Raw genomic sequence first — 17,637 nt, 5'->3', positions numbered from 1 at the left:
AAATTTCAAATGGCAGCTAAAGACGTAAAATTCGGTAACGACGCCCGTGTGAAAATGCTGCGCGGCGTAAACGTACTGGCAGATGCAGTAAAAGTTACCCTGGGCCCAAAAGGCCGTAACGTAGTACTGGATAAATCTTTCGGTGCACCGACCATCACTAAAGATGGCGTTTCCGTAGCACGTGAAATCGAACTGGAAGACAAGTTTGAGAACATGGGCGCGCAGATGGTGAAGGAAGTTGCCTCTAAAGCGAACGACGCTGCAGGCGATGGTACCACCACCGCGACCGTGCTGGCACAGTCCATTATCACCGAAGGCCTGAAAGCCGTTGCGGCGGGCATGAACCCGATGGATCTGAAACGCGGTATCGACCAGGCGGTTATCGCTGCGGTTGAACAGCTGAAAAACCTTTCTGTTCCTTGCTCCGACTCTAAAGCGATTGCTCAGGTGGGTACCATCTCTGCAAACTCCGATGAAACTGTCGGTATGCTGATTGCGCAGGCAATGGAGAAAGTAGGTAAAGAAGGCGTTATCACCGTTGAAGAAGGCACCGGCCTGCAGGACGAGCTGGACGTGGTTGAAGGTATGCAGTTCGACCGTGGTTACCTCTCTCCTTACTTCATCAACAAGCCGGAAACTGGCGCTATCGAATTAGACAGCCCATTCATCCTGCTGGCTGATAAGAAAATCTCTAACATTCGCGAACTGCTGCCAGTACTGGAAGCGGTTGCTAAATCAAGCAAGCCTCTGCTGATCATCGCTGAAGATGTTGAAGGCGAAGCGCTGGCAACGCTGGTGGTTAACACTATGCGCGGCATCGTGAAAGTGGCTGCGGTTAAAGCACCTGGCTTTGGCGATCGTCGTAAAGCGATGCTGCAGGATATCGCTATCCTGACCGGCGGTACCGTGATCTCTGAAGAGATCGGTATGGAGCTGGAAAAAGCAACGCTGGAAGATATGGGCCAGGCGAAGCGCGTGGTGATCAACAAAGACACCACCATCATCATTGATGGCGTCGGCGAAGAAACCGCCATCAACGGTCGTGTCTCGCAGATCCGTCAGCAGATGGAAGAAGCTACCTCTGATTACGACAAAGAAAAACTGCAGGAGCGCGTAGCGAAACTGGCAGGCGGCGTTGCCGTTCTGAAAGTAGGCGCAGCCACTGAAGTTGAAATGAAAGAGAAGAAAGCGCGCGTTGAAGATGCTCTGCATGCAACCCGTGCAGCGGTAGAAGAAGGTGTGGTAGCAGGCGGCGGCGTTGCGCTGGTTCGCGTAGCTTCTAAACTCTCTGAACTGCGTGGCCAGAACGAAGACCAGAACGTGGGTATCAAAGTTGCGCTGCGCGCGATGGAATCCCCACTGCGTCAGATCGTTTCTAACGCCGGTGAAGAACCTTCTGTAGTGACCAACAACGTGAAAGCGGGCGAAGGTAACTACGGCTATAACGCACAGACCGAAGAATACGGCGACATGATTGAGTTCGGTATCCTGGACCCAACCAAAGTGACCCGTTCTGCACTGCAGTACGCGGCATCTGTTGCTGGCCTGATGATCACCACCGAATGTATGGTGACTGACATGCCAAAAAGCGACGCGCCTGATTTAGGCGGCGCTGGCGGTATGGGTGGCATGGGCGGTATGGGCGGCATGATGTAATTGCCGTTGTAACGTTCGACCCGAACCCCCTGTCAGAAATGGCAGGGGGTTTTTCTTTTGGTGGCAAAAAGGTATAAGTAAGGGCGCGATATTTCAGCTACAGACATTTCCGGCAACGGATGTTCAGGAAATCCAACGGTTTTCTGGTACGCTTGCCGCACTCAGATGATAATAAATGGGGATTACAATGCGGATTAACCTTTTGCCTGGACTGGTATTTGGTAGCCTTTTACTGGCAGGTTGTAGCGGCACGCAGCAGCTCAGCTCGGCAGGACAGCGCGTGACCTTTACCGATCAGCAGCCAGGCAGCCAGTGCCAGCTTCTGGGCAACCTTACCGGCTCACAGAGCAACTGGCTGAATGGTGCGGGCGGCGAGGGCAGTTCACTACGCGGTGCGGCCAACGACCTGCGCAACCGCGCGGCTGAGATGGGCGGCAACGTGATTTATGGTGCCACCAGCCCAACGCAAAATATCTGGTCCAGCTTTGCCCCGCTCGACAGCAAAATGTCCGGCCAGGTGTATAAGTGCCCGTGATGTGATGCAACGGGCAGCGTTGCCGCTGCCCCGTTTCCCGCCCGCTATTCCTGCTTTAACTGCAAATCCAACGGCGTCTTACTCGGCTCACCGCCAATTTCACGCGCCAGCTTCGGCACCAGATAGCCCGACACCAAAGCCAGCAGCTCGCGTACCAGCCGGCGCGCCTCGCTGTCGCTGACGTGAAAATGCGCCGCGCCCTGAACCTTGTCCAGCACGTGCAGATAGTAGGGCAGGATGCCGGCATCAAATAACGCGTTGCTCAGTGTGGCCAGCGTCTGCGCATTGTCATTCACATCGCGCAGCAGCACGCTCTGATTCAGCAGCGTGACGCCGGCCCGCTTCAACATCTGCATGCCATGACGCAGCTCATCATCAATTTCCTGCGCATGGTTAATGTGCGTCACCATCAGCACCTGCAGCCGCGTTTGCGCCAGCAGCTGGCACAATCCTTCAGTGATGCGGGCCGGAATAACCACCGGCAAACGGCTGTGAATGCGCAGACGGCGCAGGTGCGGAATCGCTTCCAGCTGCTCGATCAGCCAGGCTAACTCGTGATCTTTCGCCATCAGCGGATCGCCGCCGGAGAAAATTATTTCATCGAGTTCCGGATGATGTCGGATATACTCCAGCGCGCTCAGCCAGTTGCGTTTATTGCCCTGGTTGTCCTGATAAGGGAAGTGGCGGCGGAAGCAGTAGCGGCAGTTGACCGCACAGCCGCCTTTGACCAGCAGCAGCGCGCGGTTCCTGTATTTATGCAGTAAGCCGGGCACCACACTGCTTTGCTCATCGAGCGGATCGGTGGTGTAACCTGGCGCCGTGGTGAACTCCTCACTGTCAGTGAGCACCTGCAGCAGCAAAGGGTCGCGCGCATCGCCCGATTTCATGCGGCGCACAAAAGAACGCGGTACGCGTAAGGCAAACAGCTTGCGCGCCCGGCCGCCTTCGACCAGATGCCGTTCAGCGTCCAGATTTAAAAGTTGTAGTAATTCATTTGGTTCAGTGATGACATCAGCAAGTTGCTGCAACCAATCTTCTCTGGACAGGGTATTTAGGGTTACAATGTGTGCCATTTTTTTGGCTAAGTACCAGTATTAAATTGTAGAGGGCCTTTATGGCGACTTATTCTAGCAACGATTTCCGTCCCGGTCTTAAAATCATGTTCGAAGGCGAACCTTACGCCATCGAATCAAGCGAGTTTGTGAAGCCAGGTAAAGGCCAGGCATTTGCTCGCGTTAAAATGCGTCGCCTGCTGACCGGCAGCCGCGTTGAAAAGACCTTCAAATCTACTGACTCCGCTGAAGGCGCAGATGTGGTTGATACCAACCTCAACTACCTCTACAACGACGGTGAGTTCTACCACTTTATGCACCCGGAAACGTTTGAACAGCACCCGGTTGAAGAGAAAACTGTGGGCGATGCGGCCAAATGGCTGCTGGATAACGCGGAATGTATCGTGACGCTGTGGAATGGCAAACCGATTCAGGTGTTACCACCGAACTTCGTTGAGCTGGAAATCACCGATACCGATCCTGGCCTGAAAGGCGACACTGCCGGTACCGGCGGCAAGCCAGCGACCCTGTCTACGGGCGCAGTGGTGAAGGTTCCGTTGTTCGTACAGATCGGCGAAGTGATTCGCGTCGACACGCGCTCTGGCGAATACGTCTCTCGCGTTAAGTAAGTGGCTAAAAGGCGTATCGAACAGGTGCGCCTTTTTACTGAAGAGGCAGGCGTAATGATTAAGCTGCTTAAACTCGCCGCACTCGGTGCGCTTATGGTTGCCGCACTCAGCAGTTGCAACACCTTTCACGGCTTTGGTGAGGATGTCTCCCACCTTGGCGGCGCCATCTCCCGCGCGGCAAAATAACTTCCTGTTATCTCCTTTCCTTTTCAACGCGTGCAGACAAATTCGGTCTATGCTTAAAACGCTGTACGTTACTACAACTAATTAAAAGGAAAGGATCATGCTCAAGAAAAGTATTGCTGCAATCTTCTCAGTTCTGGTGCTTTCATCGCTGCTGTCGGCGTGCAACACCACGCGCGGCGTCGGCGAAGATGTTGAGGCTGGCGGTCAGGCGATTCAGCGCACCACGCAATAATATTACCGTGCCGGTGCGCAGTAGCCTGCGGACCGGCCGCTTTTACCGCTGTTTAACCCAGATTAACGCATTCACCGCAAAGCCATTCTCCCGCGCTTTTTGCACCAGTTCCTCTTTAACCGCAGCGTCCAGCTGTGGCGTGCGTGACAGGATCCATAAATAGGATCGGTTTGGGCCGCATACCAGCGCATAACGGTAGTTTTCATCTAGCGCAATCACGTTATAGCCGCCATAAAACGGGCCAAAGAAGCTCACCTTTAGCGAGGCACGCTGCGGATCGCCGGTAAAATAGGCTTTGCCAGTACTTTCCTGCCAGCGCTGTTTTTGCGTATTAAAACCGCGATTCACCACTTTCAGACCGCCATCTTCGCGTGGGCTGTACGTCGCGGTGACCTGTTCAAGGCCGCGCTCAAAACGGTGATCCAGACGGGCAATCTCATACCACTGGCCGAGATAGCGCTCTGACTGAAAGTTTTCCACCACGCGCACATTGTCAGGCGGCGTGGTGGAACAGGCGACGGAGAGCAGCGAGCCGACAGCAGCGGTCAGCATTTTCCACGGGGACATAGCGATTTCCTTGTCTTGAGTCAGCAGCATTTGCTGTGGTTGATTCTGGCCTGAAACCGCGCGCTTAGCCAGCCAGAGTAAATTTTTCGCGCGGGTTTGTTTGCCGACAACGTTACGGGTAGACTGCTTCACCTTGTTTGACTAAGGAGTGAACACCATGAGCGAAACGGCAAGCTGGCAGCCGAGCGCACCCATTGCCAATTTGTTGAAACGCGCAGCAATTATGGCCGAAATTCGGCGATTTTTTGCCGATCGCGGCGTGCTGGAAGTGGAAACACCAGCAATGAGTCAGGCAACGGTTACCGATATCCACCTTGTTCCATTCCAGACGCGCTTTGTTGGCCCTGGTGCGGCGGCAGGACGCGATCTCTGGCTGATGACCAGCCCGGAATATCACATGAAACGCCTGCTGGCGGCAGGAAGCGGGCCGATTTATCAGATGGGCCGCAGCTTCCGTAACGAAGAGTCGGGGCGCCATCATAATCCTGAGTTCACCATGCTGGAGTGGTATCGTCCGCACTACGATATGTATCGGCTGATGAACGAGGTGGACGATCTGCTGCAACAGGTGTTGGAGTGCGATAACGCAGAATCGATCTCTTATCAGCAGGCGTTTATTCGCCACCTCGAGCTGGACCCGTTGTCGGCAGATAAAGCGCAGCTACGTGAGGCCGCGCTGAAGCTCGGCGCCGCCGAGTTTGCCGCCACGGAAGAGGATCGCGATACGCTGTTACAGCTGCTTTTTATGCTGGGCGTGGAGCCGAAGATTGGCCTGGAAAAGCCGGTGTTTGTGTACCATTTCCCCGCCAGCCAGGCAGCACTGGCGGAGATCAGCACGGAAGATCACCGCGTCGCTGAGCGGTTCGAGGTCTATTTCAAAGGCATCGAACTGGCAAACGGTTTTCGTGAGCTCACCGACAGTCGCGAACAGCGGCAGCGTTTTGAGCAGGATAATCGCCGTCGCGTGGCATGCGGTCTGGCAGAGCATCCTGTTGATCACTATCTGCTGGATGCGCTGGCGCATGGCCTGCCTGCCTGTTCGGGCGTGGCGCTGGGCGTTGATCGCCTGATCATGCTGGCGTTGAAAGCGGAATCGTTAAGCGATGTCATCGCCTTTCCGGTAGAGCGTTGCTAAACAAAAGGGCCGAATTAATCGGCCCTTTTGTTCATTACAATCCACCCGATCTGAAGTTTCTGGCGGCGGGCGCACCGTTGCTGGCGGGCACTTTACGGCCAACAGTTTCCATGCGCACCTGGAAAGGCGGGAAGGGCAGTTCAATACCGTGCTCGCGATAACCGGCCAGAATCAGCTGATGCAGTTCATGACGCAGCGGCATGCGATGCGCCATTTCTGCGGCGTGAATACGCAGTTCGAACAGCTGAATACCCTGCTGCAGATCGACCAGAAACACTTCCGGCTGCGGCATCTTCAACACATAGCTGCACTGCTCGGCGGCCTGCATCAGCAGGTTAGTCACTTCCTCACTGTTAACGCTGCCCGGCGCCGGCACGGTCAACACCACACGCGTGACCGAATCGGACAGTGACCAGTTAACGAACTGCTCGGTGATAAAGGCCTTATTCGGCACGATAATCTCTTTGCGATCCCAGTCGGTAATGGTGGTCGCGCGGGTATTAATGCGGGTGATGCTGCCGGTCAGATCGCGAATGGTGACCGTATCGCCAATGCGAATCGGCTTTTCAAACAGAATGATCAGGCCGGAAATAAAGTTGGCAAAAATCTCCTGCAGACCAAAACCCAAACCTACACCCAGCGCGGCGACCAACCATTGTAGTTTCGACCACTCAATACCAATCAGCGAGAAGCCTATCAGCCCGCCCACCAGCAGCAGCACATATTTGGTCAGCGTGGTAATGGCGTAACCGGTACCGGGCGTCAGGCTAAGATGCTGCAACAGCGCCAGCTCGAGCAGCGCAGGCATATTGCGTACCAGTTGGGTGGTGATGATAAACACCAGAATCGCGATCAGTACCGAGCCCAGCGTAATAGGCTGAATGCTTTCCACGCCCTGCACCGTGGTGCTGGCATCCCACAGCCGAATATTTTCCAGGAAGCCAAAAGCAGAATGAATCTCTGACCAGAGCACAATCACCGAGACCAGCGCAATCAGCGTTAAAATCGACCGTACCAGGCGCAGCGACTGGGCGCTGATCGCATCGAGATCGATAATCGGCTCGTCGACTTCGCTGCCATCGGCGTTCAGCGTTGCACTCTCTTCTTCATTACGCGCGCGGTTAGCCAGCATGTCAGCTCGACGCTGGCGGGCACGATCAAAGGCGATGCGCCGCCGCTGAATCAGCATCCAGCGGCGAATAATGTGGTAAATTACCAGCAGCAGGAACCAGATGGCGACCGACGTTTCCAGGCGTGCCAGCAGCGCCTGCGCGGTGGCCAGATAACCGATGCAGGACGCCAGCGCGGCCACCAGCGGAATTGCGATCATCAGGTTCCACAGGATGCGGTTAATGAAGTTTTCACCGCTGCCTTCTTTATCGAGATAGAGCGGAATGCCGGCACGTTTCAGGCTGACGGTAACTATGCACAACGCGCCGCAAATCAGAATAAAGCAGACGCGCCCGAGCGTGCCGGAAAACTGCCGATCCTGCAGATTATCAAAGGTGATCAGCAGCATGATCAGCGGCACGATAAAGCCGATGGAGAGCGAATAGTAGCGCATGGCGCGCGCCACGCTGCGCTGCGGCCAGCGAAAATGAATAATGAACAGCCCGTTGGTGCGCGCAAACGCGGCGCTGATCATGAAGGCCCACAGCAGCGGTACGGTGACGGTAACGCCATCACCAATCGCCACCGCAATCGGGTAGGGCCAGGCATTGCGCAGGCCATAACCCAGCGCCGCCCACAGCACCGGCACCGGTATCGCCACCAGAATGGACCAGAACACCGTACGCAGTGTCAGGCGAAAGCGATCCTGAGTGACTTTGCCGACGCGATTGGCGGAACGTGCCAGCCACGCGCTGAAATGACGGCGCGAGCTAATGCTGAAACCGACCAGCAGCAGCGCACCGATGATTGGCAGCAGCGTTTCCCGGCTGGTAAACATCATTACTACCGCTTTGCCCAGTTGACTGAGCGAATCAAGCGACAGGAACAGGCTAAGATCGCGTGCCACATCAAGCGGAAAGCTCAGACTTAACGGACTGACATCGGCGGTCCAGAACAGATAGCGGTGCGTCGCCTCTTTGATCTCGGTTAGGGCATCTTCCAGCTGGCTGTTGGCGACCTTGAGCTTGGTAACCTCCAGAATCAGCGTATCGGCACCCGAAAGCAGCGAGCTGAGCAGTTCGCGCTGGGTTTTAAGCTGAGCATCCAGCACGCGTTCCTGCGCCGCAGAGAGCGGGGCACCGTTGGCCTGCTTAAGCTGTTTGAGCTGCGGCTGACGATTCAGCAGATCTTCATAATGCAGGCGCTGCACGCGCAGCTGGCCCATTTCGCTGTCCAGCTGCTGTGATTTAGGCATCTCCGGCAGCCGTGCGACCTGCGCTCGTAGCGCTTCGCCCAATAAATTAGAGGCGCCCAGCCATTGTGACTGCTCGCGAATGGTGCTCAGCGCCTGACGAACCTGAATGGTGTGATTAGTGGCCTGGCGCTGTTGCGAGGCCACCAGGTCCATGCGCTGCGCCTGTTGATTCAGCGCGGCGGACAGCTCGCGGTTAACCCGGAACTGATCGGTGATGTTGGCTGGCAGATCGCCGCTGTTTTCAGCCAGCTGTTCGGTACGCGCCAGCGCCAGCTCTGCTTCCCGCTGCCGTTGGGTGTTCAGCTGATTGCGCAGCGCCTGCAGATAATCATCCAGCTGTTCGGCTTTGCGCTGATGCACTTCGCTGCGCATGCGCGCCAGTTCCTGGCGATTGTTGGCAGAGAGCTGCGCCAGTTCCAGCTCGTCGATGCGCGCTTTTTGCGCCGCGGATTCGGCCAGCCGTGCGTTGGTTTGCGCCTGAACCAGCGGCGTGGCCGCGGTGGGCTGATTTTGCAACCGGCGTTCGGTTTCGCTCATGGCGCGACGGGCGTCGGTTTGTTGTTGCGGCAGCTGAGCAAGCGAATCGCTGATATCGCGGGCGCGATCCTGCTCCTGCTGCGCCTGGCGGCTCTCTTCCAGCAGCTGGCTGCTGACCTGCAGGATCTCCTGATCCAGCTCGGCGCTGCTCATGTTGCTGCGAACGGTTTTAGTGCTGTCGGCGAGGCTGGCTATTTGCTGGCGCAGATCGCGCGCCAGGCGGGGAAAATCATCGATAACCTGTTGATACTGCTGCGCCTGCTGCAACGACGCATCACGTTCATCCAGAAAATTCAGCGTCGCTTCCAGACTCTGTACCAGCTCTGGCTGGGCAGTGCCGTTCTTTTCTGACTTCGCCTGCGCCAGATCCTGTTTAATTTGATCGGCATCAGGCAGCGCCGCAGCGAGAAGAGGCTGGCTGAGGCAGAGCCCCAGCAGCAGAGTGATCAGCAGACGCACAGCAGAGGCACCTACAGGTCAGTGGCGGAGGCAGCGACAACGACAGGCTGCTGCGGCAGGGAAATGGCCAGCGGCTGACCCAAACGCGTTGGGCTTTCCGCCTCAAGGCTTTCAGCCAGTTTAACTTTGCCTGGCGCAAACAGATTAACCACGGTCGAACCGAGCTTGAAGCGGCCCATTTCCTGACCTTTCAGCAGGACAACCGCACCTTCCGCATCAGCGGCAGGATAACGCCAGCGTTTAATCACCCCTTCACGCGGTGGCGTAATGGTGCCCGCCCAGGTGGTTTCGATGCTGCCAACAATGGTCGCGCCAACCAGAATCTGCACCATCGGGCCAAAATCGGTATCGAAATAGCAGATTACGCGTTCATTACGGGCAAACAGGTTGGGAATATTGCGTGCCGTCAGCGGGTTGACGGAATAGAGATCGCCGGGCACGTAAATCATTTCGCGCAGAATACCGCTGCACGGCATATGCACACGGTGGTAGTCGCGCGGCGCCAGATAGGTGGTGACAAACTCGCCGTTGCGGAATTGATCGGCCATGGCGGTATCGCCAGCCAGCAGCGCTTCCAGCGTGTAATAGTGGCCTTTGGCCTGAAAAATATTGTCGTCGTCGATGTGACCAAGCTGGCTGATCGCGCCGTCACACGGCAGCACCAGCAGATTGGGATCGGTATCAACCGGACGCGCATCATCTTTAAGCGGACGCACGAAGAAATCGTTAAAGGTGCGGTAGCTGGCGGTATCAGGCTTGCGCGCTTCAGCCATATTTACTTTGTAGAACCAGACGAAAATATCGATCACCAGTTTGGTGAACCAGCCAGCACGTTTGCTGGCTCCCCAGCCGGCCAGTTCAGTCAGCCATTTTTTAGGCAGAAAATGATTCAGGCCGAGTTTTAAACGATCCAGCACGGTAGCCTCCAGGCTTACAAATATGAGGTTGCACAACAAAAAGATGGGGGCGAATTGTAGCAGCGGCGGGCTGCTAAGGCTATTTCGCCCCGTTGCTGTTACTCGTCGGCAGCAAAGTTTTTACGCGTTTTTACCTGCGACATGCTTTCCAGAATGCGATGGTAATTGTCAAAGCGCGAGCGGTCGATTTGACCGTTTTCCACCGCTTCGCGAATGGCGCAGCCAGGATCGGTGTCGTGCTTACAGTCGCGGAATTTACAGTCGCCGAGGAACGGACGGAACTCAGCAAAACCGCGGGTAACCTGATCGGGTTCAAGGTGCCATAAGCCAAATTCGCGCACGCCGGGTGAGTCAATTACGTCGCCGCCGTGCGGGAAATGATAAAGGCGTGCGGCGGTGGTGGTGTGCTGGCCGAGCCCGGACACATCAGAAACATCGTTGGTGACGATCTCATTGCTGCTGAGATCAAGATCAAGCAACGCATTAAGCAGGCTCGATTTGCCCACGCCCGACTGGCCGGCAAAGATACTAACGCGGCCGGTGAGGGCGCTTTCCAGTTCGGCCAGACCCTGTTTTTCATGGCTGGATACCATCAGCACGCGATAGCCAATCTTGCGGTAGATATCCATCTGCTTATCAACAAATGCGCGCGCGTTACCATCCAACAGATCGGTTTTATTCAGGACCAGCAGCGGCTCAACGTCCAGCGTTTCGCTGGCAACCAGATAGCGATCGATGATGTTCAGCGACAGCTCCGGCAGAATGGCCGAAACGATAATAATCTGGTCAATATTGGCGGCGATGGGTTTCACGCCATCGTAAAAATCGGGGCGGGTCAGCACTGACTTACGTTCGTGTACCGCTTCCACGATGCCTTTTGACGCGGTGCCTTGTTGCAGGCCCGGACGCCACACCACGCGGTCACCGGTGACCAGCGAACGGATGGTACGACGGATATTACAGCGGTGAACGCTGCCATCAGCATCTTCCACGTCGGCATGCATGCCGAAACGGCTGATCACCACGCCATCACGCGCTTCGTCAAACAGGCTGTCATCCGGCTCGGGTTTATCCGCACGCTGCTTCAGACGGCGCTCATGATTAGCGCTGACGCGACGCTGTTGACCTTTCGACAGTTTATTTTTACTCACTCATCCTCTCAGGGTTCGGCAGGCTTCGCCCGACAGGGCAAAACGTCTATGATACACCTTAACAGAGACAATTATGGGACAAAGCATGAGCGGAAATGAAAACAATCTGATTTGGATCGACCTTGAAATGACCGGTCTCGATCCGGAGCGCGACCGCATTATCGAAATCGCGACGCTGATTACCGATGCCAATCTGAATATCCTGGCGGAAGGCCCGGTGATGGCGGTGCATCAGAGCGATGAGCAGCTGGCGCTGATGGATGACTGGAATGTGCGGACGCACACCAACAGTGGGCTGGTGACGCGGGTCAAAGCGAGTGAGTTTGACGATCGCGCAGCGGAGCTGGCCACGTTAGCGTTCCTGCAGAAGTGGGTGCCCGCTAACACTTCGCCGATCTGTGGCAACAGCATCGGCCAGGATCGCCGTTTTCTGTTTAAATATATGCCGGAGCTCGAAGCGTACTTCCACTATCGCTATCTTGATGTCAGCACGCTGAAAGAGCTGGCCCGCCGTTGGAAGCCGGACATTCTGCCGGGCTTTAAAAAAACCGGCAGCCATCAGGCAATGGATGACATTCGCGAATCGGTGGCTGAGTTGGCCTACTATCGCGAACATTTTATTCAGCCGTAATGCCCTTGCCAGCAGCAGGTTACTGCCGATCTGCTGGCATTTTCGCCGCTTTGTTGATAAAAGCAGCAGTCGAACAAAAATCGCAAAAAAAATGTCAAACAGGCTTGCGGGAGAACTTTTTCCTCGTATAATGCGCTCCCCGTACCGATGAAGATTTTATATCGTTGCGCAGAGCGGGAATAGCTCAGTTGGTAGAGCACGACCTTGCCAAGGTCGGGGTCGCGAGTTCGAGTCTCGTTTCCCGCTCCAAATTTTTACAGCAGTAAAGCAGTTGCAAAACGTAGTACCTATGCGGGAATAGCTCAGTTGGTAGAGCACGACCTTGCCAAGGTCGGGGTCGCGAGTTCGAGTCTCGTTTCCCGCTCCAAAAAGTCATATCAAAGTAGTTCACCCTGCGGGAATAGCTCAGTTGGTAGAGCACGACCTTGCCAAGGTCGGGGTCGCGAGTTCGAGTCTCGTTTCCCGCTCCAAAATTTTTTCTCTTCTTCAGTTATCCACAGCGATAAGCGCCATTTTTTCGGCGTCGTCAGCCTGTATCAAAATCATTGTGAACAGAGTTATCCACAATCCAGCTATTTTCTTATGCTGCTGAATCGATACATATTTTCTTACGCCTTCTTTTTAACTCTTTGAATATTCTGTTAATATTTTTATTTCAAATTGTTATGCAGATCGCTTGCGGAAACTATGTCATTTGAATGACAACGATTTTTTAATTTTATTCACAGCATGTGGAAAAGCCATCAGGCATCTCTTGGCAAGCCTTTTTCTACCGCACGCACCAGCCGTTTTTGCTGCGGAAGTTGCACATCAATCGCATTTTTCGCACGTTTTTCGCGCTGCTGCGCCATTGCCCAGTGAATATGTTCATCGAGCATGGCATTTTCGCCGAGGCGTGATGCCAGAACAGCGTAGTGATCGTCGTGCCAGGGTGCATTGCCTAACGCCACGGCAACGTTGCGCAGCCAGCGCAAATGGCCGATGCGCCGAATCGCCGAACCCTCCGTCACTTTCAGAAAGCGCGCTTCGTCCCAGGCAAACAGCTCAACCAACGGCGGTGCATGCAAAACGGCGCGCGGGCTGAAATCATCTTCATCGGTTAACTGGCCGAAGCGATTCCACGGACAAATTAGCTGACAATCGTCACAGCCATAAATGCGGTTGCCAATAAGCGGCCGATACTCTTCAGGAATGGCGCCTTCCAGCTCAATGGTCAGATAAGAGATACAGCGGCGCGCATCCACGACGTAAGGCTCAACGATGGCGCCGGTGGGGCAGGTAGTGATGCAGGCTACGCAGCGCCCGCAATTTTCCGGCTGAGGTTCATCGGTGGGTAAGGGCAGATCGATCAGCAGCTCCCCGAGGAAAAACCACGATCCCGCTTCACGATTCAGGATTAACGAATGTTTGCCGGTCCAACCCAGACCCGCTTTCTCGGCCAGCGGCCGCTCCAGCAGCGGTGCGGAATCAACAAAAGGACGAAAATTCAGCGACTCGCAGCGCTCGCGGATCATTTCGCCGAGCTTTTTTAGGCGATTACGCAATACTTTGTGGTAATCGCGGCCAAGCGCATAGCGGCTGACATAACCCAGCTGAGGATTTTTCAGGGTGCTGGCAAAGGCGGCTTTAGCGGGCAGATAATTCATGCGTACGCTGATAACGCGCAGTGTACCGGGCTGTAATTCATGAGGACGTGCGCGCATCATGCCGTGCCGTTCCATCCACGCCATTTCGCCGTGATACTGCTTGTCCAGCCACGCCTGTAGCTTCGGCTCTTCAGCGGAAAGATCGGTATCGCAAATGCCGACCTGTTGGAAGCCGAGCGATAAGCCCCATTGTTTAATATCCAGAGCTAATTGTTGAAGATCGAGAGGGTGTGACATGACGGACCGAAACCTGAAGGAAAACACGCGCAGTTTACCACACTCTGTTTGGCCTGCGCAGGCGATACGTCAGCTGGAGATGCAGGGCGCTGCCGCCATTGGTATCACGCTGTATGAGTTGATGCTGCGTGCCGGCGAGGCGGCCTTTACTCAGATACGTCAGCGTTGGCCTCAGGCGCAGCACTGGCTGATTCTCTGTGGCCACGGCAACAACGGCGGCGACGGCTATGTAGTGGCGCGCCTGGCGCAGGCGGCAGGCATACAGGTGACATTGCTGGCCTGCGCGGGCAGCAAGCCGCTGCCGGAAGAAGCAGCCCGTGCGCGGCAAAGCTGGCTGGACGCGGGCGGCACCCTTGCTGACGCCGATGCACACTGGCCCGAGCAGGTTGACGTGATTATCGATGCGCTACTTGGAACCGGCCTGAACCGCGCACCGTCCGCGCCTTATGATGCGCTGATCCAGGCTGCTAACCAACATCCGGCGCCCTGTTTTGCTCTCGACATTCCTTCCGGCTTGCTCGCCGACAGCGGTGCGGCCCCAGGAGAAGCGATCATTGCGCAGTCTACACTGACGTTTATTGCGTTTAAGCCGGGCTTATTGACCGGCCAGGCGCGGGATTTTACCGGCGAAGTGACCTGCGATGCGCTCGGGCTGGAGGACTTTTTGGCCAGCCAGTCGGCGCCAATGCACCGTTACGATGCCGGTGCGTTGACGCACTGGCTGAAGCCGCGACGTCCTACTTCGCATAAAGGCAGCAACGGTAAGCTGGTGGTTATCGGTGGCGATCATGGCACTGCAGGCGCCATCCGTATGACCGGCGAGGCGGCGCTGCGGGCGGGTGCTGGGTTAGTGCGAGTACTCACTCACAAAGATAATATGCTGCCGTTGCTTACCGCGCGCCCGGAATTAATGGTGCATGAATTGACCGATGATTCGCTGAGCGAAAGCCTGCAATGGGCCGATGTGATTGTCATCGGTCCCGGCCTGGGACAGCGCGACTGGGGTAAGAATGCACTGGCTGCGGTGATAAAGTCGGAAAAGCCGATGCTTTGGGATGCCGATGCGCTTAACCTGCTGGCAATCAGCCCGGATAACCGTCAGAATCGCATTATTACGCCGCATCCCGGTGAGGCGGCACGCCTGCTTGATATCGCCACCGCAGAGGTAGAGAAAGACCGTTTACTGGCCGCGAAAAATCTGGCAAAACGCTATGGTGGCGTGGTGGTGCTGAAAGGCGCTGGCACGGTGATCGCGAGTGAAGCATGCCCGCTGGCGTTAACGGATGTCGGCAATGCCGGCATGGGTACGGGCGGCATGGGCGATGTTCTTTCAGGCATTATTGGTGCGCTGGCGGGACAGCAGCTCTCGCTATTTGACGCAGCTTGCGCAGGAACCGTCGCACACGGTGCTGCTGCCGATGCCGTTGCAGTACAACGCGGCACGCGCGGCATGGTCGCGACCGACCTGTTTTCCGAGCTGTACCTGTTTGTAAATCCTGAGATGTTGAATAATAAAGCATGAATACCCGTGTTATTGCATTGCCCGATGAGGCAGCAACCCTCAACCTGGGCGCAGAGCTAGCGCGCGCTGCTCCGCGTGCCGCGACCCTTTACCTGCATGGCGATCTGGGTGCAGGTAAAACAACCTTCAGCCGCGGCTTTTTGCAGGCGCTTGGCCATCAGGGCAATGTGAAAAGCCCAACCTATACGCTGGTTGAGCCTTACCAGTTGCCCAACCATCAGCTTTATCATTTTGATCTCTATCGCCTTGCCGATCCAGAAGAGCTGGAGTTTATGGGTATTCGTGATTATTTCACCGAGCAGGCCATCGCCCTGGTGGAATGGCCGCAGCAGGGGGCCGGCTTCTTGCCGCCTGCCGACCTCTCCTTAACGCTCAGCTATGATGGCAATGGCCGTACAGCCGAAGTGATTGCTCACACTGATTCTGGTGTTGCGATGCTGCAACGTTTCGACGCGGAGAGAACGCGCTCATGATGTTGCGGGTAAAATTGGTGATATTCATGCTGCTCAGCCTGATGGCTTTTTCATCGCTGGCGGCAACGTTGTCAGATATTCAGGTGGCCAACGGCGATCGGGTCGCTACGGTGACGCTGCGTTTTTCAGGTCAGCCGGTATACGGCTATTTCCCTCTGCGCAATCCCAATCGCGTGGTGCTGGATATTCGACAGAGCGGCGTGATTAAAGGCCTGCCACTGACCTTCAGCGGCGATAATCTGGTTAAACGCATCCGCAGCAGTCAGCCAAAAGATAGCCAAAGCCTGCGTCTGGTGTTCGAACTTACCCAGCCAGCGAAAACCCGGGCGGTCACCCAGCAAACCAGCAACGGTTATCAGGTGGTCTTTACTATCACCGGGCCAGCCGCCAGCCGGGTCAGCACACCGGTAAGCCAGCCGGCGCGCAATCCGGTCACTGCCGCTCCCGCACCGGTTACCTCGCAGGGCAATCCGTTTGAGGGCAATAAGGTCACCGCCGTTAGCAGCGGCAACGATCGCGCGGTCAGCGGCGCCACCATCAGCGACAACGACACCATTGTGGTGGCGATTGATGCCGGTCACGGCGGGCAGGATCCGGGTGCCATCGGTCAGCGTGGTTTGAAAGAGAAAAATGTGACCATTGCCATCGCCCGCAAGCTTAAGGTGCTGTTAAACAACGACCGCATGTTTAAAGGCGTACTGACCCGTAACGGCGACTATTTTATCTCGGTGATGGGACGGTCAGACGTAGCCCGTAAAGAAAATGCCAACCTGTTGATTTCAATTCACGCTGACTCTGCACCAAGTCATAGCGCCAGCGGGGCTTCGGTCTGGGTTCTGTCAAACCGCCGTGCCAACAGTGAAATGGCAGGCTGGCTGGAGCAGCGCGAGAAGCAGTCTGAACTGCTTGGCGGCGCAGGCGATCTGCTGGCGAACAGTCAGGCCGATCCCTATCTGAGTCAGGCGGTACTTGACCTGCAGTTTGGTCATTCGCAGCGCGTCGGTTATGACGTTGCGGTGAAAGTGATTCAACAGCTGCAGGGCGTATCGCCACTGCATAAGCGCCGCCCGGAACACGCCAGCCTCGGTGTGCTGCGTTCGCCGGATATTCCGTCATTATTGGTGGAAACCGGCTTTATCAGTAATTCATCGGAGGAGCGACTGCTCGGCAGTAGCGCTTACCAGGATAAAATTGCCGCCTCGATCTACCGAGGCCTGCGCAATTATTTCCTGGCGCATCCGCTACAATCTGCCCCAAAGGCGGAAAACCGTCCTCTGGAGTCCGCAGAGGCGGTTAACGTACAGCCCAACGTGGCATCCGGTACCACGCAGTACACCGGCAGCACCACGCGCCACGTGGTGAAAAGAGGGGAAACCCTGTCCGGGATCGCCGCGCATTACGGCGTAAGTATGTCGACGCTGCGCTCGCTGAACCGCCTGAAAAAAGATGTGGTATGGGTGGGACAGCGGCTGAAAGTGCCCGCTGGCAGCGCGGTAAGCGCGACGGCAAGCTCGGCGGCAAAACGCCACAAGGTAGTACGCGGTGATTCACTGACCGCTATCGCCGTGCATTACGGTGTGAGCGCCAAAGCGATTATGCAGGTAAACAATATGAAATCGTCTAATGTCATGTTGGGACAGACGTTAACCATTCCTGCTTCCTGATCCTGCGATCTTTTAGAGTGGACGGCGCCAGCCGTCCCATTCA

At 56.0% G+C, this 17,637-nt stretch carries 16 protein-coding genes and 3 tRNA genes; 13 read left to right on the top strand and 6 right to left on the bottom strand.

Translation table 11 applies throughout. The annotated features are described in order from the left end of the window. The first annotated feature begins 9 nt into the window (after positions 1–9). Both groL and EM595_RS15410 read left to right on the top strand, forming a co-directional pair. Positions 10–1,656 (top strand): chaperonin GroEL, encoded by a 1,647-nt coding sequence (gene groL, locus EM595_RS15415; protein WP_067434045.1) that lies wholly within the window; start codon positions 10–12, stop codon positions 1,654–1,656. 187 nt (positions 1,657–1,843) lie between these two features. Further along, positions 1,844–2,191 carry a DUF4156 domain-containing protein gene (locus EM595_RS15410; RefSeq protein ID WP_067434042.1) on the top strand — a complete coding sequence of 116 codons (348 nt, stop codon included), beginning with the start codon at positions 1,844–1,846 and terminating at the stop codon, positions 2,189–2,191. A gap of 44 nt (positions 2,192–2,235) precedes the next feature. On the opposite strand, the gene epmB is transcribed toward EM595_RS15410, so the two are convergent. Beyond that, positions 2,236–3,264: an EF-P beta-lysylation protein EpmB gene (gene epmB / locus EM595_RS15405; protein ID WP_067434039.1), complete on the bottom strand. Its 1,029-nt coding sequence runs from the start codon at positions 3,262–3,264 to the stop codon at positions 2,236–2,238. Between the two features lie 41 nt (positions 3,265–3,305). Between epmB and efp the strand changes: the two genes are divergently transcribed. The 3 genes from efp (at position 3,306) to EM595_RS15390 (ending at position 4,290) form a co-directional block, all read left to right on the top strand. Next, entirely contained in the window at positions 3,306–3,872 is a 567-nt protein-coding gene (efp, locus tag EM595_RS15400) for an elongation factor P (RefSeq protein ID WP_034891518.1), read from the top strand. A 54-nt stretch (positions 3,873–3,926) separates the two neighbouring features. Further along, on the top strand, positions 3,927–4,058 hold the full coding sequence (locus EM595_RS15395; RefSeq protein WP_067435556.1) for an entericidin A/B family lipoprotein: 132 nt from the start codon (positions 3,927–3,929) through the stop codon (positions 4,056–4,058). Between the two features lie 97 nt (positions 4,059–4,155). Then, entirely contained in the window at positions 4,156–4,290 is a 135-nt protein-coding gene (locus EM595_RS15390) for an entericidin A/B family lipoprotein (protein WP_067434036.1), read from the top strand. Between the two features lie 42 nt (positions 4,291–4,332). On the opposite strand, the gene blc is transcribed toward EM595_RS15390, so the two are convergent. Continuing rightward, positions 4,333–4,857, bottom strand: a complete 525-nt coding sequence (gene blc / locus EM595_RS15385) for an outer membrane lipoprotein Blc (protein WP_067435553.1) — start codon at positions 4,855–4,857, stop codon at positions 4,333–4,335. Between the two features lie 157 nt (positions 4,858–5,014). On the opposite strand from blc, the gene epmA reads away from it, so the two are divergent. After that, complete coding sequence (gene epmA / locus EM595_RS15380; RefSeq protein ID WP_067434033.1) at positions 5,015–5,992, top strand: elongation factor P--(R)-beta-lysine ligase; 978 nt, start codon at positions 5,015–5,017, stop codon at positions 5,990–5,992. 34 nt (positions 5,993–6,026) lie between these two features. Here the strand turns inward: epmA and mscM are convergent, their stop codons facing one another. The 3 genes from mscM to rsgA form a co-directional block, all read right to left on the bottom strand. Then, positions 6,027–9,353 carry a miniconductance mechanosensitive channel MscM gene (gene mscM, locus EM595_RS15375; protein WP_067434030.1) on the bottom strand — a complete coding sequence of 1,109 codons (3,327 nt, stop codon included), beginning with the start codon at positions 9,351–9,353 and terminating at the stop codon, positions 6,027–6,029. A gap of 11 nt (positions 9,354–9,364) precedes the next feature. Next, the gene (asd, locus tag EM595_RS15370; RefSeq protein WP_067434027.1) at positions 9,365–10,270 is read right to left on the bottom strand and encodes an archaetidylserine decarboxylase; all 906 of its coding nucleotides are present in this window, start codon (positions 10,268–10,270) and stop codon (positions 9,365–9,367) included. A 98-nt stretch (positions 10,271–10,368) separates the two neighbouring features. Beyond that, the gene (gene rsgA, locus EM595_RS15365; RefSeq protein ID WP_067434024.1) at positions 10,369–11,421 is read right to left on the bottom strand and encodes a small ribosomal subunit biogenesis GTPase RsgA; all 1,053 of its coding nucleotides are present in this window, start codon (positions 11,419–11,421) and stop codon (positions 10,369–10,371) included. Between the two features lie 85 nt (positions 11,422–11,506). Here rsgA and orn point away from each other — a divergent pair, with 85 nt between their 5' ends. The 4 genes from orn to EM595_RS15345 all read left to right on the top strand — a co-directional run bounded on the left by orn (position 11,507) and on the right by EM595_RS15345 (position 12,522). Then, a complete protein-coding gene (orn, locus tag EM595_RS15360; protein ID WP_067434021.1) occupies positions 11,507–12,052 on the top strand; it encodes an oligoribonuclease in 546 nt (181 codons plus the stop codon). Between the two features lie 173 nt (positions 12,053–12,225). After that, positions 12,226–12,301 (top strand) — tRNA-Gly (locus tag EM595_RS15355). 42 nt (positions 12,302–12,343) lie between these two features. Next, positions 12,344–12,419: transfer RNA gene (locus tag EM595_RS15350), tRNA-Gly, on the top strand. A gap of 27 nt (positions 12,420–12,446) precedes the next feature. Next, a tRNA-Gly gene (locus tag EM595_RS15345) sits at positions 12,447–12,522 on the top strand. Positions 12,523–12,795: 273 nt separating this feature from the next. Here the strand turns inward: EM595_RS15345 and queG are convergent. After that, positions 12,796–13,935: a tRNA epoxyqueuosine(34) reductase QueG gene (gene queG / locus EM595_RS15340; protein ID WP_067434018.1), complete on the bottom strand. Its 1,140-nt coding sequence runs from the start codon at positions 13,933–13,935 to the stop codon at positions 12,796–12,798. Between queG and nnr the strand changes: the two genes are divergently transcribed. From nnr to amiB, 3 genes are read left to right on the top strand one after another with little or no spacing between them, the layout of a single operon-like run. Continuing rightward, the gene (gene nnr, locus EM595_RS15335; protein WP_067434016.1) at positions 13,934–15,457 is read left to right on the top strand and encodes a bifunctional ADP-dependent NAD(P)H-hydrate dehydratase/NAD(P)H-hydrate epimerase; all 1,524 of its coding nucleotides are present in this window, start codon (positions 13,934–13,936) and stop codon (positions 15,455–15,457) included. The genes queG and nnr overlap by 2 nt on opposite strands. Further along, positions 15,454–15,930 carry a tRNA (adenosine(37)-N6)-threonylcarbamoyltransferase complex ATPase subunit type 1 TsaE gene (gene tsaE / locus EM595_RS15330; RefSeq protein ID WP_067434013.1) on the top strand — a complete coding sequence of 159 codons (477 nt, stop codon included), beginning with the start codon at positions 15,454–15,456 and terminating at the stop codon, positions 15,928–15,930. Before nnr ends, tsaE begins: the two co-directional genes overlap by 4 nt. After that, entirely contained in the window at positions 15,927–17,594 is a 1,668-nt protein-coding gene (gene amiB / locus EM595_RS15325) for an N-acetylmuramoyl-L-alanine amidase AmiB (protein WP_067434010.1), read from the top strand. Before tsaE ends, amiB begins: the two co-directional genes overlap by 4 nt. The last annotated feature ends 43 nt before the right edge of the window (positions 17,595–17,637 follow it).

Source organism: Duffyella gerundensis (assembly GCF_001517405.1).
Taxonomy (GTDB): Bacteria; Pseudomonadota; Gammaproteobacteria; order Enterobacterales; family Enterobacteriaceae; genus Duffyella; species Duffyella gerundensis.
Note: the sequence above shows the minus strand (reverse complement) of the source record. Positions and strands in the feature narration are given on the sequence as shown.

What these genes read in the sequence shown, in the direction of transcription:
- groL (WP_067434045.1), top strand. Translation starts at nt 10, where the DNA reads ATGGCAGCTAAAGACGTAAAATTCGGTAACGACGCCCGTGTGAAAATG.
- EM595_RS15410 (WP_067434042.1), top strand. Translation starts at nt 1,844, where the DNA reads ATGCGGATTAACCTTTTGCCTGGACTGGTATTTGGTAGCCTTTTACTG.
- epmB (WP_067434039.1), bottom strand. Translation starts at nt 3,264, where the DNA reads ATGGCACACATTGTAACCCTAAATACCCTGTCCAGAGAAGATTGGTTG.
- efp (WP_034891518.1), top strand. Translation starts at nt 3,306, where the DNA reads ATGGCGACTTATTCTAGCAACGATTTCCGTCCCGGTCTTAAAATCATG.
- EM595_RS15395 (WP_067435556.1), top strand. Translation starts at nt 3,927, where the DNA reads ATGATTAAGCTGCTTAAACTCGCCGCACTCGGTGCGCTTATGGTTGCC.
- EM595_RS15390 (WP_067434036.1), top strand. Translation starts at nt 4,156, where the DNA reads ATGCTCAAGAAAAGTATTGCTGCAATCTTCTCAGTTCTGGTGCTTTCA.
- blc (WP_067435553.1), bottom strand. Translation starts at nt 4,857, where the DNA reads ATGTCCCCGTGGAAAATGCTGACCGCTGCTGTCGGCTCGCTGCTCTCC.
- epmA (WP_067434033.1), top strand. Translation starts at nt 5,015, where the DNA reads ATGAGCGAAACGGCAAGCTGGCAGCCGAGCGCACCCATTGCCAATTTG.
- orn (WP_067434021.1), top strand. Translation starts at nt 11,507, where the DNA reads ATGAGCGGAAATGAAAACAATCTGATTTGGATCGACCTTGAAATGACC.
- nnr (WP_067434016.1), top strand. Translation starts at nt 13,934, where the DNA reads ATGACGGACCGAAACCTGAAGGAAAACACGCGCAGTTTACCACACTCT.
- queG (WP_067434018.1), bottom strand. Translation starts at nt 13,935, where the DNA reads ATGTCACACCCTCTCGATCTTCAACAATTAGCTCTGGATATTAAACAA.
- tsaE (WP_067434013.1), top strand. Translation starts at nt 15,454, where the DNA reads ATGAATACCCGTGTTATTGCATTGCCCGATGAGGCAGCAACCCTCAAC.
- amiB (WP_067434010.1), top strand. Translation starts at nt 15,927, where the DNA reads ATGATGTTGCGGGTAAAATTGGTGATATTCATGCTGCTCAGCCTGATG.